Source organism: Methylobacterium sp. E-016, from assembly GCF_022829745.1.
Taxonomy (GTDB): domain Bacteria; phylum Pseudomonadota; class Alphaproteobacteria; order Rhizobiales; family Beijerinckiaceae; genus Methylobacterium.
Window position 1 is genome coordinate 80521 of the sequence record NZ_JAKSYF010000197.1, and the last position, 13181, is coordinate 93701.

Annotated in this window: 23 protein-coding genes; 14 read left to right on the plus strand and 9 right to left on the minus strand. The window is 67.0% G+C overall.

Going from position 1 to position 13181, the window contains the following annotated elements; translation table 11 throughout:
* Nucleotides 1–242: 242 nt before the first annotated feature.
* Nucleotides 243–668 (plus strand): L,D-transpeptidase, encoded by a 426-nt coding sequence (locus MKK68_RS27870; RefSeq protein WP_243934567.1) that lies wholly within the window; start codon nucleotides 243–245, stop codon nucleotides 666–668.
* 89 nt (nucleotides 669–757) lie between these two features.
* Here the strand turns inward: MKK68_RS27870 and MKK68_RS27875 are convergent, their stop codons facing one another.
* The 5 genes from MKK68_RS27875 to MKK68_RS27895 form a co-directional block, all read right to left on the minus strand.
* A complete protein-coding gene (locus MKK68_RS27875; protein ID WP_147862883.1) occupies nucleotides 758–1675 on the minus strand; it encodes a hypothetical protein in 918 nt (305 codons plus the stop codon).
* Between the two features lie 265 nt (nucleotides 1676–1940).
* Nucleotides 1941–2372: a peptide-methionine (R)-S-oxide reductase MsrB gene (msrB, locus tag MKK68_RS27880; protein ID WP_147729550.1), complete on the minus strand. Its 432-nt coding sequence runs from the start codon at nucleotides 2370–2372 to the stop codon at nucleotides 1941–1943.
* 61 nt (nucleotides 2373–2433) lie between these two features.
* Entirely contained in the window at nucleotides 2434–3618 is a 1185-nt protein-coding gene (locus tag MKK68_RS27885) for a YihY/virulence factor BrkB family protein (protein WP_243936608.1), read from the minus strand.
* Nucleotides 3619–3852: 234 nt separating this feature from the next.
* Nucleotides 3853–4128, minus strand: a complete 276-nt coding sequence (locus MKK68_RS27890; RefSeq protein ID WP_147724692.1) for a hypothetical protein — start codon at nucleotides 4126–4128, stop codon at nucleotides 3853–3855.
* Between the two features lie 158 nt (nucleotides 4129–4286).
* Nucleotides 4287–4793, minus strand: a complete 507-nt coding sequence (locus MKK68_RS27895) for a GAF domain-containing protein (RefSeq protein ID WP_244033574.1) — start codon at nucleotides 4791–4793, stop codon at nucleotides 4287–4289.
* A gap of 173 nt (nucleotides 4794–4966) precedes the next feature.
* On the opposite strand from MKK68_RS27895, the gene MKK68_RS27900 reads away from it, so the two are divergent.
* Entirely contained in the window at nucleotides 4967–5209 is a 243-nt protein-coding gene (locus MKK68_RS27900) for a DUF6894 family protein (RefSeq protein ID WP_147724688.1), read from the plus strand.
* A 10-nt stretch (nucleotides 5210–5219) separates the two neighbouring features.
* On the opposite strand, the gene MKK68_RS27905 is transcribed toward MKK68_RS27900, so the two are convergent.
* Complete coding sequence (locus tag MKK68_RS27905) at nucleotides 5220–5459, minus strand: hypothetical protein (RefSeq protein ID WP_147724686.1); 240 nt, start codon at nucleotides 5457–5459, stop codon at nucleotides 5220–5222.
* Between the two features lie 193 nt (nucleotides 5460–5652).
* Here MKK68_RS27905 and MKK68_RS27910 point away from each other — a divergent pair, with 193 nt between their 5' ends.
* Complete coding sequence (locus MKK68_RS27910; protein WP_244033575.1) at nucleotides 5653–5976, plus strand: hypothetical protein; 324 nt, start codon at nucleotides 5653–5655, stop codon at nucleotides 5974–5976.
* Between the two features lie 96 nt (nucleotides 5977–6072).
* Nucleotides 6073–6507 (plus strand): hypothetical protein, encoded by a 435-nt coding sequence (locus MKK68_RS27915; protein WP_244033576.1) that lies wholly within the window; start codon nucleotides 6073–6075, stop codon nucleotides 6505–6507.
* Nucleotides 6508–6532: 25 nt separating this feature from the next.
* Here the strand turns inward: MKK68_RS27915 and MKK68_RS27920 are convergent, their stop codons facing one another.
* Both MKK68_RS27920 and MKK68_RS27925 read right to left on the minus strand, forming a co-directional pair.
* Nucleotides 6533–6835 carry a hypothetical protein gene (locus MKK68_RS27920; RefSeq protein ID WP_147724680.1) on the minus strand — a complete coding sequence of 101 codons (303 nt, stop codon included), beginning with the start codon at nucleotides 6833–6835 and terminating at the stop codon, nucleotides 6533–6535.
* A 346-nt stretch (nucleotides 6836–7181) separates the two neighbouring features.
* Entirely contained in the window at nucleotides 7182–8525 is a 1344-nt protein-coding gene (locus tag MKK68_RS27925) for a tyrosine-type recombinase/integrase (RefSeq protein WP_244033577.1), read from the minus strand.
* 110 nt (nucleotides 8526–8635) lie between these two features.
* Here MKK68_RS27925 and MKK68_RS27930 point away from each other — a divergent pair, with 110 nt between their 5' ends.
* From MKK68_RS27930 to MKK68_RS27975, 10 genes are all read left to right on the plus strand, one after another.
* Nucleotides 8636–9253, plus strand: coding sequence for a hypothetical protein (locus MKK68_RS27930; RefSeq protein ID WP_244033578.1), 618 nt, complete (start codon nucleotides 8636–8638; stop codon nucleotides 9251–9253).
* 15 nt (nucleotides 9254–9268) lie between these two features.
* Nucleotides 9269–9514, plus strand: a complete 246-nt coding sequence (locus tag MKK68_RS27935; RefSeq protein WP_243934558.1) for a DNA-binding protein — start codon at nucleotides 9269–9271, stop codon at nucleotides 9512–9514.
* On the plus strand, nucleotides 9511–9963 hold the full coding sequence (locus tag MKK68_RS27940; protein ID WP_244033579.1) for a hypothetical protein: 453 nt from the start codon (nucleotides 9511–9513) through the stop codon (nucleotides 9961–9963). The genes MKK68_RS27935 and MKK68_RS27940 overlap by 4 nt, the downstream gene beginning before the upstream one ends.
* Complete coding sequence (locus MKK68_RS27945) at nucleotides 9960–10211, plus strand: DUF6074 family protein (protein ID WP_244033580.1); 252 nt, start codon at nucleotides 9960–9962, stop codon at nucleotides 10209–10211. The genes MKK68_RS27940 and MKK68_RS27945 overlap by 4 nt, the downstream gene beginning before the upstream one ends.
* Complete coding sequence (locus tag MKK68_RS27950; protein ID WP_244033581.1) at nucleotides 10208–10699, plus strand: helix-turn-helix domain-containing protein; 492 nt, start codon at nucleotides 10208–10210, stop codon at nucleotides 10697–10699. Before MKK68_RS27945 ends, MKK68_RS27950 begins: the two co-directional genes overlap by 4 nt.
* Before the next feature lie 411 nt (nucleotides 10700–11110).
* Nucleotides 11111–11422: a hypothetical protein gene (locus MKK68_RS27955; protein WP_244033582.1), complete on the plus strand. Its 312-nt coding sequence runs from the start codon at nucleotides 11111–11113 to the stop codon at nucleotides 11420–11422.
* Between the two features lie 432 nt (nucleotides 11423–11854).
* Nucleotides 11855–12040, plus strand: a complete 186-nt coding sequence (locus tag MKK68_RS27960) for a hypothetical protein (protein WP_244033583.1) — start codon at nucleotides 11855–11857, stop codon at nucleotides 12038–12040.
* A gap of 287 nt (nucleotides 12041–12327) precedes the next feature.
* Nucleotides 12328–12489: a MerR family transcriptional regulator gene (locus MKK68_RS27965; protein ID WP_244033584.1), complete on the plus strand. Its 162-nt coding sequence runs from the start codon at nucleotides 12328–12330 to the stop codon at nucleotides 12487–12489.
* Between the two features lie 9 nt (nucleotides 12490–12498).
* Nucleotides 12499–12753, plus strand: a complete 255-nt coding sequence (locus MKK68_RS27970; RefSeq protein ID WP_244033585.1) for a hypothetical protein — start codon at nucleotides 12499–12501, stop codon at nucleotides 12751–12753.
* Nucleotides 12746–12976 carry a hypothetical protein gene (locus MKK68_RS27975; protein WP_244033586.1) on the plus strand — a complete coding sequence of 77 codons (231 nt, stop codon included), beginning with the start codon at nucleotides 12746–12748 and terminating at the stop codon, nucleotides 12974–12976. Before MKK68_RS27970 ends, MKK68_RS27975 begins: the two co-directional genes overlap by 8 nt.
* A gap of 68 nt (nucleotides 12977–13044) precedes the next feature.
* Here MKK68_RS27975 and MKK68_RS29995 read toward each other — a convergent pair.
* Nucleotides 13045–13181: KUP/HAK/KT family potassium transporter (locus tag MKK68_RS29995; RefSeq protein ID WP_409567236.1), on the minus strand; the 137-nt coding region annotated here is incomplete at its 5' end.

Genomic DNA, 13181 nt, shown 5'->3' on the forward strand with positions numbered 1-13181 from the left:
TCGCCCGTGCACGCTTGCCGTGCACCCTCCCATTTGGCCGGAGGCTAGCGAAGTTGGCTTCGGGCCTCAACGGCGGCTGAGTATTTCGACACGCCGAAGGTGTGACAAAAACCTGTTCCTACAGGAAAAACGGTCTTTTCGCGGCAGAGTACAGTGGGCACTGAAGTCATCGCGGTCGCGTCGAAGTCGACGCCGGACGTCCGCGTCCGTCGGCCGACCTTTCCGAGCACCGGAGCTTCGTCGTGCCCCTCGTCCGTGCCGTCCTCACCGCCGCGAGCGGTCTCCTGAGCCTGGCCCTCGTCGTTCCCGCGAGCGCCGGCATCGTCGCCCAGATCGACCAGTCGCGCCAACGCATGCGCGTCTACGTCGACGGGGCGCTCTCGCACGATTGGCCGGTCTCGACCGCACGGAACGGCTACGTCACCCCGAACGGCAACTTCCGGGTCGGGCTGATGGCACCGATGTGGCGCTCGCACAAGTATCACGGCTCGCCGATGCCGCACGCAATGTTCTTCCGGGGCGGCTACGCGATCCACGGCACCTACGCGGTGGGCCATCTCGGACGGCGCGCCAGCCACGGCTGCATCCGCCTCGCGCCCGGCCATGCCAGCCGGCTGTTCGGCCTCGCCCGCAGCCACGGCGGCGCCAGCGTGATCATCCGCAACTGAGGTCGCCCGCCGAACGCGAAGGACCGCCGCTGCGGGGGCAACGGCGGTCCTCCAAGGTCGGTGACGTCGGGGTCCGAAGCGGCAGACGCTCAGGTCTGCTGCGTGCGCCGGGGGCGGACGGTCCACCGTTCGAAGGTCGAGGCCGGATCGTCGGAGGCGGGCTCCTGCGGCTGCTGGATCGCGGCGCCGAGGGCCTGGGACAGGCTCTCGATCACGTCGTCGATCCGCGCATCCTGAGGCGGCGTCTCGGCGGCTTCCGGCTCCGGTGCGTGGACGGCTGCAGGCTCCGGCGTCGGCTCGGCTGCGGCCGGTTCCGGCGCGGGCGGCGGCGCCTCGACGACGGGAGCCGCGGCGACGGCGGCGGCCACTGGAGCGGCGGCCGGCGCACCGGTGCCCGCGATCCGGCGCAGCGCGTCGACGACGCCGTCCTTCTCGGCGGGCTTCTCGCCCGAGCGCGTGTTGGCACCGTAGCGGCCGAAGCCGAAGCGCGGCTCGATCAGGTCGAGGACGGCATCGAGGGCGGCGTTGCTCAGGCCGATCTCGCCGGTGGAGGGAATGCCCTGGAGCGCCAGCGCCTGGCGGTCATAGGCGGCATCCTCGGTCACGTCGCGACCGAACCAGGTCGGCGCGGTGAAGGCCGACGCCTCGCCGGCCTCGTCGAAGGTGACGCTGACGAGATCCAGGCTGCCCGGGCTGACGTAGCGGTCGATCACCGCCTCCTTCGTCCCGAGCGACACCGCCGTACGGTCGTAGGCGGCCTTGCCGGAGCAGACGTCGAGCAGCGCGTCGCCGTGCGCGCGGGGCACGTCCGTGCGCTCCTCGGCGGAGGCGCCCTCCGCATCCTTGGTGATCAGGACGAGATGGCATTGCTGCCCGTCGACCCGGACGAACGAGGTCCGCCCGCCCTGCGGCGCGAAGTAGCCTTCGGTGATACGGGCGCCGCCGCGCTCCTTGCGGATCAGACGCACCAGGGCCGGTGCCACGAGAAACCGCCGGACGACGCTCATACTCAACCTCCGCTCAAGGACGCTCCGGCGGTCGGTGACCGCCGGCCGTTCGGCCCGTTCTGCTCCGTGCGACGAAGACCGCTGGAAAGGCCGCGCCACACGCAGAGCGCGAGGCCGTCCCGCGGGTCGATCCTGGCGGCGCACGCGTCACGTCCGCTTCGGACAGGGCCTTCGCTGCCCATCAATCACTCAGGGACTAAGCAAAAAGCCGCCGAAATCAAGACCGCGGCGGCGCAGGACCTTGGATAGCGTTTACTATCCTGCCTCAAACCGAGTCCGGCCCGGGCTCCTTCGGCGTGAACGCCAGGGATGCTCCGTTCATGCAGTATCGAAGGCCGGTCGGCGCCGGGCCGTCGTCGAAGACGTGGCCGAGATGCCCCTTGCAGCGCGCGCAATGCGCCTCGGTGCGTACCATCCAGTGGCTGCGGTCGACCTGGGTCTCCACCGCGCCGGGCAGCGGCTCGAAGAAGCTCGGCCAGCCGGTGCCGGACTCGAACTTGGTCTCGTTGACAAAGAGTGGCGTGCCGCAGCCGGCGCAGGTGAAGGTGCCGGGACGCTTCTCGGCCAGCAGGCAGCTCGTTCCGGCGCGCTCGGTGCCATGCTCGCGCAGCACCCGATACTGCTCGGGCGAGAGCACCGCCCGCCACTCGGCCTCGGTCCGGGTCTCCGGCGCCGACATCGTGTCCGATCCGCTCATCGCGTCCTCCGCATGCATGATCCGCCCGATATGGGGCCGGAGGGCTGACGCTGCGAGCCCGTCACGCCGCCGCGCCGACGGTGTCCGCCATGCGCGCCTCGCGCTCGCCGAGCGGGAGCGCCGCGCCCGTCGTGGTGTCCTGCCCGGTCTGATGCTCGATCTCGGCATTGATCTCGCCGCCGAGCAGCACGATCGTCGAGGAGATCCAGATCCAGGTCATGAAGCCGATCACCGCGCCGAGCGACCCGTAGGTCTCGTTGTAGTTGCCGAAGCTCGCCACGTACCAGGAGAACAGCAGCGAGGCGACGAGCCAGAGCAGGCCGGCGACCACGCTGCCGACGCCGACCCAGCGCCAACGCGCCCGCTCGCGGCTTGGGCCGTAGCGGTAGAGCAGCGACAGGCCACCGAGCAGCACGAGGACCAGGGCCGGCCAGCGCAGGGCCGCGACGTACCAGGCGCCGGCGCTGATGCCGATGAAGTTGAACACCACCGGCAGCACCACGATCGAGGCGAGTGCGAAGATCGTGAACACCAGGGCGCCGACGGTGAAGGTGAGCGAGCGCAGGTTCAGCATGACGAAGCTGCGCTTCTCCTCCTCCTCGTAGACGACGTTGAGCGCGTCGAACATCGCCTTCATCGCGGCGTTGGCGCTCCACAGCGACAGCACCAGGCTGGTGAAGAACGTCAGCCCGAGGGTGCCGCCGCCCTTGGCGGCGATGCGCTTGACCTGGTCGCCGATGATCTCGATCGCCCCGGACGGCAGCACGCCCTGGAGGCTGGCGAGGTGATCGTTGATCACGTTCACGTCGGCGAACAGGCCGTAGCAGGACACGAGCGCCGCAACCGCCGGAAACAGAGAGAGCAGGGTGTAGAAGGTGACGCCCGCCGCCACCGACAGGACCCGGTCCTTGTTGAACTCGAGGAAGGTGCGCACGGCGACGTCCTTCCAGCCGGCGGCGGTGATCTCGGTCGGGTTGGTCGCGGCGCGGCCGCGCTCGGGCTGGGTCTCGGCGATGCGCTGGGCCGCCCGGCCGGAATGCGAGCGCGCTCCCGCCTGCCCGCTCGGCGCCACCCGCTGCGGCGGACGCCGCTCGACCACCCGCTCGGCCGCGGGCTGGACCGCCGGCGTGCCTTTCCGGGTCTGCGCCGCCACGAGGGCGATCAGCGCCGATCCCAGCATCAGGATCCAGACGACCGAGCCGTCCTCCGACGACGGGCTCCTCGGACCGGGGTTGGGCGTAGACATTCTGAGAGAACCCGGGCGCGAACAGCCGCGCTTCCCGGCTAGAACGTCGGCTGCTGCGGTGCGTTCCCCGGCGCCCACCGCGCCGGCCGGTCTTCCGGGGGCGGATCGGGCTTTCGCGATCGCGCGCGGGGGGGGCGAAGGTTCGACCGTTCGTCGAGTCCGCACCGGCGGCGCGTCTCATCGCAGGCGGATGCCGGGGCTGGAGCCCGGCACCCGATTCAGGTCGGCCGCGACTCAGCGGGTCGGTGCGGCGGTGCCCTTCCCGGATGCGCCGGGCGTCGAGCCGGCCCCGGCATCGTTGGCCCCGGTGCTGTTGGACGTTCCGGAGCGGCTCTTGTCGCCCGTTGTCGGGCCGCTTCCGGCCGCCCCCGGGGACGACCCGGCACCGGCGTCGTTCGGGCCGGTGCTGTTCATGGTCCCGGACTTGGTAGTGCCCGAGCCGCCCTCCGCCGCAATGGCGGCGGACCCGAGCATCAGCGTGCCGGCGAGAGCCAGCGTGAGGATCTTCATGGCGTTTCTCCCTGGTTTCGGCGTGAACCACGCGTTTGCTAACCCAGGGTCGGGGTGCGACGTTCCGGCACAGCGCGGGCGTTCTTCGGGGATCGTCCCGGCAGCCCATGGCTTCGATCCTGCGCGACGCGTCGGGACGCCGATGCGGGTGGGCCTGCTCAGGCGCTGAGTGCTGGCTCCAGGAGGGCGCCGCCTGCCACCGGGCGCATGCGCGCGAGCGCTGCCGTCGCCATGTCGGCGAGCGATTGCAGGCGCGAGACCGTGGCGTCGTCGGGCTCGACCCAGGCGCTCCAGTAGGCGCCGAGCGCCGCCACGGGCTCCGGCACGCCGATCGGGATCATCACCAGGCTGCACATCGCCGTCGCCAGATACGCTTCGACGGGCAGGCGACGATCGCCTTCAATGTAGGGAACGACGGCCGGGCGCTTGTTCAGCATGACCCAGCCGGAGATGCAGTCCTGCAGCCGGAAGCGGCGCCCCTTCCACAGCGGTCGGATCGCGTCCTCGGCGACGTAGTGGCAGAACTCGCCGTCCCGCAGCACCACCGAGATGCCGTCGGCGCCGGCGATCGTACGGGCGGTGTCCCGCAGGGCGGCCACCAGGTCGGGCAGCGACGAGTTCGTGAGGAGCCGGGCGCGAGCCTCTTCGAGGCGTGCATCATCCATGGCGCGCACCCTATCAGCCAAGCGGCTCCCGTGCACGCGATGCGAAGCATCCTGCGGAGGTTTCACCGCGGCCGACGACGCCACGGTCCGGGTGCGACCTGCGACCACGTATCCGTACCGGACGCCGCCCCCTGCGTAGTACGGAGCGGGCTTGCCGACGGCAGGTGCGCGCGATGCCGCTGTTCTACATCGACCTTCACGACGGAACGAACTTCGTCCGCGACACCCAGGGCTTCGACCTCCCCGACATCGCGGCCGCGCAGGCGCGGCTGGTTCAGGTGATGCGGCGGGTGGCCCAGCTGCTCGACGCCGTCTCGGACCGACAGGACTACCTCGCCATCGTCCGGGATCAGAACGGCAAGGTCGTCATGCGGGCCACCCTCACGCTCGATCTCGAGGAGGTGGACGCGGTGTGAAGGGCCGCCATCAGTTCCGCGCGCCGGGCGACCGGAACAGGTAGTAGCCGGCCGAAAGCATCGCCTCATGGGCCTCCAGCGACTGGAAGCCGGCCGGCGGCCGCTCGCCCACCACCGTGCCGCTGAACTCCCAGATCGCGCCGTCGATGAAGCGCGGGACCGGACGATCCTGCCGGACGGCGCAGCGCAGCTCGGGCCTCCGGCGGCGACGGAAGACGTTGAAGTCGGCGTAGGCGGCGGGCCAGTGCATCGGCATCCCTGCGGTGGCGGGCGGGTCTCTAAGCATCCGCCGGACCAGTTCGCCACCCGGTCGCCGCCCCGCCCTGCGGCCAAGCCCGGGACAGATCCCGGAGGCATGTCGGGATCGAGCTTGACCGAACCAATGGTGGCATGCCTCGTTCCTTGTTCGTTCTCACCGTGGGTTGAACCAGTGAGTCGATGCGGTGCCACCGAGATGGCCAGAGGTCCCATGCCTCGCGGCCTACCCCTTCATCGTCATCCGGGTGGCCTGCACCCTGTGCCCGCACCGGAGCGGGAGCTACCGCCTCGCGCGCCTTGCGGCGAAGTTCGGCCCGGAGACCCCGCTGGCGGACGTGCTGGAGCGCATCGCCCTCGATTGCCCCTGGCGGGAACGACCGGGCGCGCGAAGGGGCAACCAGTACGTGCCAAGGTGCCAGGCCCACTTTCCGGACCTCGACCGGGCAGGTCCGCCCGACCTGCCGCCGGGCATGGGCGGTCTCCGGCTGATCCGAGGGGGAAAGCGGTGAGGCGCGCGGAACGCGACGGACGTGAAGCCCGAGCGGCCTTCGGCACGTTGACGCGGATGGCGCGAAGGGGCGCCTTTCCCACAGGAGCGCTCGCCGATGCGAAAGGTCCCCGCCCGTCTCTCCGCCGCCGCGGCGGTGCTCTGCCGCATCGCCGGGCCGGCCGGGGCGGAACCCGAAGCGCGAGCGCGAGCCAACAACTGGGCGGACATGCGGTCCGCCCTCGCGACGTGCTGGACGGTGCCGGCGGGCACGGACGGCTCGCTCCTCGCCTACCGCTTCGGCCTCGACAAGACGGGGGCGATCCGCGGCACGCCGCGCATCATCGCGCGCCAGCTCAAGGGCGATGCCGAGGCGCAGCGGCACTATCAGGAGGCGGCCGACGCGGCCCTCGCCAAGTGCTTTCCGATGCCGGTCACGCCGTCCTTCGGCGCGATCCTCGGCGAGAGCCCGATCTACCTGCGCTTCGTGAACACGCCGCCGACCGGAACGTATCAGCTCAACAGCAACATCACCGTGTTCGCCCCGCGATGAGCCCGCCATCCGGCTCACCGGGCACTCACCGCGCTTCGGGCCGCGAACGCTCTTGGCTGGCATAGAGCGCATCCTCGGGCGTCAGCAAGCCATCGATGGTGAAGGACGAGACTTCGCGGACCTCGCCGTGAGCGAGGCGCAGCTGTTCGACCTCGGCCCGAGACAGAAGACCGGCAATGCGATCCACCCGCCACCCGTCCGGCATCGCGCCCGACACGGTCCGCAAGGCCTCGCCATCGGTGTCGGCATAGGTGCCGAACACCATCACCTTATGGCTTCGGTCGTCGTCGGCGTTGGGTGCCAGCACGCTCACGCGATAAGGGATCATTGGTGTCTCCAAGTCGGAACTGAGTTGACGAGACCCAAGTAACGCAATCGCGGCGGACTTGTCTTAATTTTTGATGATTGTCGATTCTGCGATTGAGCGCGAAGTCCCGCGGGGCTTCCTCACGCGGAACCCTTGCAACGGTCCCGATCGTCCGAAGGGGGTATCGGAGATGCCCTGGTCGACGATGCGGTGCGGGGCAGACGCGATGCCGAATCGAAGAACCGGACGATGATCGGGTGCCGATGCCGACAGCGTCTCGCGCCATCTGCGGCCGCACGGAACGGTGGCGACCCCGGTTGGGCTCGAACCAACGACCTGCCGCTTAGAAGGCGGCCGAAGCGTAGGACTAAGCTATTGCGGAGGATTGGGTTTTGGAAGCGTTGTCGTTGCCGTGTTGCGCTCGTGTTGCAGGCTCAGCAGCGCCGAGCACGGAAAGCTCGCCCGCGGTGATCGCCCGGCGGTCCGTCCGGCCGGCATCGAACAGGTGGCCGTAGACCCGCTGCGTGAACTCGGGGCTCTCGTGCCCTGCCCATTCGGACACTTGCTTGATCGCGGCCCCCTCATCGATCCATAGGCTCACAGCGAAGTGCCGGAAGCTGTGAGCCGTCCAACGCGGCGAGCCGTCGGCGGCCACGATGCCAAGGGCGACCTGCAACGGCATGAGCTGGCGATTGACGATGTTCGGATAGCCGATCGGCGTGCCCTTCTCCGACGGGTAGACCAGCCCGCCAGCGCGGCCGGACTTAGCCTTCCAGTTCGCGAGGATCGCGGCGAGCTGCGGACCCACCGGAACGCTGCGCAGGGCCGCCACCGTCTTGACCGCATCGAGGACGTTGTACCGGTCGACCGCCTCACGCACCTGAAGGTCCTCGGGTCGCACTCGGCGCCAGTCGAGCCCCCTCGCCTCTCCGATCCGCAGGCCGGCCAGCGCCATCGTCGCGAGGAAGGGCCGGAGCCATGGCGCTGCGTGGAAGCTGTCGATTAGGGCCTCAGGATGCTCGGCACGGAAGGCGCGCAGAGCATGGATCGGATGAGCCGCGTCGGTGCGCCGAACCTGGATCGTGCGCAGGCCGGAAGCGGTGCGCTCCCGCGCGATGAGTAACAGCACATCGACGTCGGCCGCGGTCGCTAGCAGAGCCCGCACGACCTCGCGCTCGGGGATGCGCACGGTGTCCTCGGCTCGGCGGATCTCCGCCCGCCGCGTCTTCCGGCGGCTGCGCAGCGACCGGACCGGGTTCATATAGGCGAGCCGGCGCCGGATGGCCTCATCGTAGATGGCGCCGAGGACGATCCGCGCCCGCCGGCATGTGTCGTCCGTTCGGCCTTCGGCCTTCAGCTTCTCCAGCCAATCACCGACGTCGGCCGGGTGCAGCTTTGGCAGCAGCCGCGTGCCCAGGAACGGGGCGACGTGGTTGCGATAGTAGACCCGGTAGTTGTGGACCGTCGCTCGGGCTGCCTGGTCGCTTTCGAGGGCCGTGATGAGCAGCGCGTAGGCCTGGTCGACCGTGCTCGCCGCGCGCTCCGGCACGTGGCTTCCGGCGGCCACCTCGCCCCGGACTCGGACCATGAAGGCGTCGGCCTCCTTCCGCGTCTGGAACTGCTTGAACCGCCGCTCGCCACCGCTGTCGTTGTAGCTCGCCAGCCAAGCGGTCTTACCGCTCGGTAGCGTCCTCTTCCTGATGGTCGCCATTTCCCCACTCCGTTAACGTGGAATGAGGACCATAGCAGGAAAACGGAGTCCGGCTCAAAAAATCGGTTGCAACGAATTTGAGCGTGGCTCATAAAAGACGAACGGACGCGATGGCAACGCTTAGCGAATTGGTGAAAGTCATTGCAGCCGCACAGGGCCTCGATGAAAATCAGGTGCTGTGGATCGCGAGGTATTTGCGAGAAGATGGCTTAATCACGAAAGGAGGCCGTGGGCGCGGTGGCGCCAGGATGGGTGTTGGAGATGCGGCGAACCTGTTGATCGGCGTTAACGCTCCAGGCGGAGCAAAACAGAGCGCTGATCTGGTGCGCATCTTCTGCGAGATGCCACTGTGGGAAGACAGCGCTGCTCCCACCGATGCTGACGAGTGGGATTACGTTCGCTCCGGAGATAGCTTGTCAGAGGCTTTTCGGCGAGGAAGTAAATTTTCGTCGGCTTTAAGAGCAGTTATCTCCGATCGTGTTGAAGGTTCTAAGTCAGGGACTGCATCAAATGAAGTTGTTCGCATAACCCTGTCGGGGCCGGATCTATTTGCCAGGATCTATATGGGTGAAAATGATCCAGTTGGTGGCGGTGACGTCTGGACATCGTGTAGATTCACAAGTGCTTCAGAACTCGTTGAGCCTGACGGCGAACCTCCGGACCAAGAAGTAAGCAAGACTTTTACGCATCGAACGTTGAATAAGATCTCGGTGCTTTTGAAAAACTGAAGAACGGAGATTGGAATGACCACCACTGCAACGCCCCACCTCGGGGCGAGCGGGAGCGGCTTGCCGCTTGCCGAGGATCTGATGACCGGCGCAGATGCCATCGCGGCATTCATGTTCGGCTCGACTGCGGAGGCCAACCGGCGCCGCGTCTACCATGCGGCCGACAAGCTGGGACTGCCGACCTTCAAGCTCGGTGGGACCCTCTGCGCTCGCCGGTCCACTATCATGGCTTGGATCGAGCGCCAGGAGAACGCCGCATGAGCGCCGATCTTCGCGAAGCCTTTCACACCGCCGCGGTTGCGTTCGTTGGTTGGCACCGGGTGAACGAGCAGCAACGCTGGATCGGCTGGCGCAACTCTGAAACCGGGCAGCGTGAGTATCTTCCGGAGCCGACCGTCGACTTCTTTGGCCGGCTCCGTCCCATCTCGGAGCTGTGTGGCCACGCGGCTGCGCTGGATGGGGAGCTACCTCCGCACATCCGGAAGCTGTTCGAGGTGATCGACGACGGTACCGGCGAGCTTTTGCCGGAGACTTATCCCCAAGCGGTGGAGGCGCTGGAAGCAGCCATAGCTTGTGAGCACGATTTCCAGACCGACGCCCCGCTCACTCGGCCGTGCATTCTTGATCAGGTTCGCACGACTTCGTTCTTCGAAGGAGCAACGGCAACGCTCGCGCGCCACGCGGCCGACAGCGATTGGGGTGGATCATGAGCGCGTCCATCATCCCCTTCCGGTTTGCTCGGCGGCTGCCCCAGATTCGGAAGACGGCAGCGTACATGCTGACGTTGCCGGCGAACCACGCGGAAGGTCACCTACGGGAGCAGCTCCGGCGGCTCGAGGATGGGCTTAGGAAGAAGGGCGTGGCCGAGCGGCTCATAAGGGCTGAGATCGTATCCTACGAAGGCGCCATCCGCGCACATCTCTGGCGGCTCCTCCTCAGCGAAGGGGGCGCCGCATGAAGCGGGATAGCAAAGGCAACACCAGCAAAGCAGGGCGACACTCTCGGATCTACCATTGGTTCTACGACACGCCCGCGTGGCAGTCGCTCAATGCTGGAGCTCGTGCCACCTATCTGATGCTGCTCCGACGCTATGTCGGACCAGGAACGAACTACGGAGCGATTCCACTATCGGTGCGTGAGATCGCCGACGAATTGCAGGTCGGGAAGTCGACTGCGGCCGAGTTTCTCGCTCAGCTTCAGGAGCGAGGCTTCATCACTGTCACGATCCGCGGGACGTTCACGCATAAGAATCGGCGAGCGACCGAGTGGCGCCTCACCGAATACCCCTGCGACGTAACCGGCGAAATGCAGACCAAAACCTTCACTCGCTGGACGCCTGGAAGCAATTTCACGGTCCGGCCTGGGGTACCAACGGTACCTGTAGCCGGACCAGACGGTACCTGTGGCCGGACAATGGATCGCCAAAAAACCGCTTACGGTACCTGAGGCCGGACCGTCAGACCCCAAAAGTCTGTTTCACGGTACCTGAGGGCGGACACTGTTTAGTTAACCAGTCTGGTGCGGGCAGCGCCTGAACGCTGACGGTGCGCGGCGCATGCCGAACTCGCATCCTGAATTGAGATCTACCCTCCTCCGCAGAGGTGGGAGGGAGAGGCGAGCCGGGCGCATCCCGGAAACGAAACGGCCGAGGCAGCCCTGGCAGGGGCCCCTCAGCCTGATCATCACGAACCCGCTGAGGATCAAGATGACTGTTCAACCATCTACCACATCGAATGAAGGATCGGTGAATTCCGATCGCGAGGCGCTGAGGGCGCTCAGGGCGGCGATGCTCGCCCAGATCGCCTCAGACGTCGCTCGGCTGGATCGGTTGGCTCAGCGCACCGTCGGAGGCCGCGTATGACCTCGCCCGGCCGCATTGAGATGGACCGCCTGCGCGAAAGGGCGGAACGGCTCGAAGAGTTCTACCAGATCAATTCCGACATCGAAGGACAGGTCGATGAAGCTTGCCTCATGGCCGACCTCGCCATGCAGTGGTGGGATCGCCTCTCGGAGCAGAACGCGGACGTCCGCGTTCTGACGGGGACCGGTTTGGCAATGTCCGAACGCGAACGGCGGATCGCAGCCTTTGCCTTCGGCGAGATCTGGGACCGTCTGCGCAAGATTGATGAGCGCATGTCGGCCGAAATGCCAATCAAGGCAGGCACTTGATGGGCTGGTGTCTCGCCGTTGCGGTGATGCTGCCGGTGATGTGGTGGCGAAGCCGCTTGGTCCCCTGGTGCTGGGAAGCTCTAGCATCGTGGGACCGGAGAGCGGACGGCTATGGCGTTGCACGTGGTGATCCTGCTGCCGCTGCCTATCACCTCGATCGGGCCCGCCGACGCCTCTCGCGCGCTGTAACGGCACACGTGGGATCCAGGGGGCATCGAACCGGAAGTCTCGCATGAGCATCCCCGGTCTCGATCCCAACCGCTTTAGGAAACGCACCGACCTGATGAGGAGCGGTGCAACCCCGGGTGAGCGAGCCGCTGCGATGGTTGTGGTGGACCATGTAGCGGCTTCGGCCAATCGGAAAGAAGTGTCATGACCGTCCGAACGTCCTGCGGCTTCAAAGCTGGAGTGGATGGGATCAGGAGCCGGCGAATGACAGTGTCAGCCGTCGTCGCCGATTTCCAGCCCGTGGTTCACCTTCGTTTGAGGGATGGCTCGGGCAGCCTGAAGCGGGCCACCGACACGATCGACCTCAGCCTTCGTCAGGCGAACATGCTGGTGAAGGCCCTGAACGCGGCCATCGAGGCAGCCGAGCTCGATCCGCGCCGCGGTGAATAGGGCTTCCGTGCCCACCCTTCAGAACTTCGGACCCACCGGCATGCCGAGGCCCACAAGTATCACATGCTAGGATCTATCAGGACAGTTGATATGATAGATATTAGCTATCGAAGGAGCGATGCGTTCATGAGGCTCGAACTCTTCCATCAGGGGCGGTTGATAGGGACAGTCGTGAGATCGGGGGGCCGTAGCGCTTTCGCCTACGATCCGACCGGTGTCGTTGTTGGCCAGTACGCGGACCTCGACGCAGCCGCCACGGCGCTCGCCCGCCGGCAACAGGAGGCCGCATGACTATCAAAGGAATCGCTGCCGTCGCCGATGAGTTGGACGTCCAGCAGCACGTGATCCGGTTCTGGGGAGTCCAGTTTCCACAGATCCATCCCATCCGCAGGAACGGTCGGCGCTACTATCGCCCCGAGGACGTGGAGCTGCTGCGGGGCGTGCGCTAATTGCTACACGTGCAGGGCTTCACCATCGCGGGTGCCCAGGGGGTTGTCCGCAGCAAGGGCATCACCTTCGTCCGCGCCGTCGGACGGGGCGAGGCAGCCGCGGTCGATCATCTCGATACGGCAATCGATGGGATCGCTTTGGCCAATCTATCGCCTGAGCAGCGAGACGCTCTGAGATCGGCGCTGGCCGATCCGGTAGCCTGCCGCGCGCTCGCCGATCATTGTCTCGAACAGACCCGAGACGCCGGAGGCAGTCATGCATGACCGGCTCATCGGTGAGGTGCGGAAGTCGGCGCGGGAGAGCATCCGGGTCGTCCTGCGCGAGAAGCGCGGCGACGTCGGCCTGGATCTCCGTATAGCCGTCGCCAACGGCCGGGGCGGTCTAACCGAGACCGCGAAGGGCATCCGGATCCCGCTGGCACAAGTCGGCGACGTTATCAGCGCGCTGCAGGAGGCTCAGCGATTGGCTGGGCCGCCTGATCCGTAACACCAATGTGGCCAGCAGCCTCGGGCGAAGTCGCTGCAGGGTAGAGGAACGCGTGATTACCTCGGCGCCTACATCTCCACCTGCGTCCCCAGCTCGACGACGCGGGGTGGCGGGATCCGGTAGTAGTCGGGCGACCGCACAGCGTTGCGCGCCATGAACGCGTAGAGCGGCTCCTGCCATGAGGATAGCTCGGGGCGTAGCGACG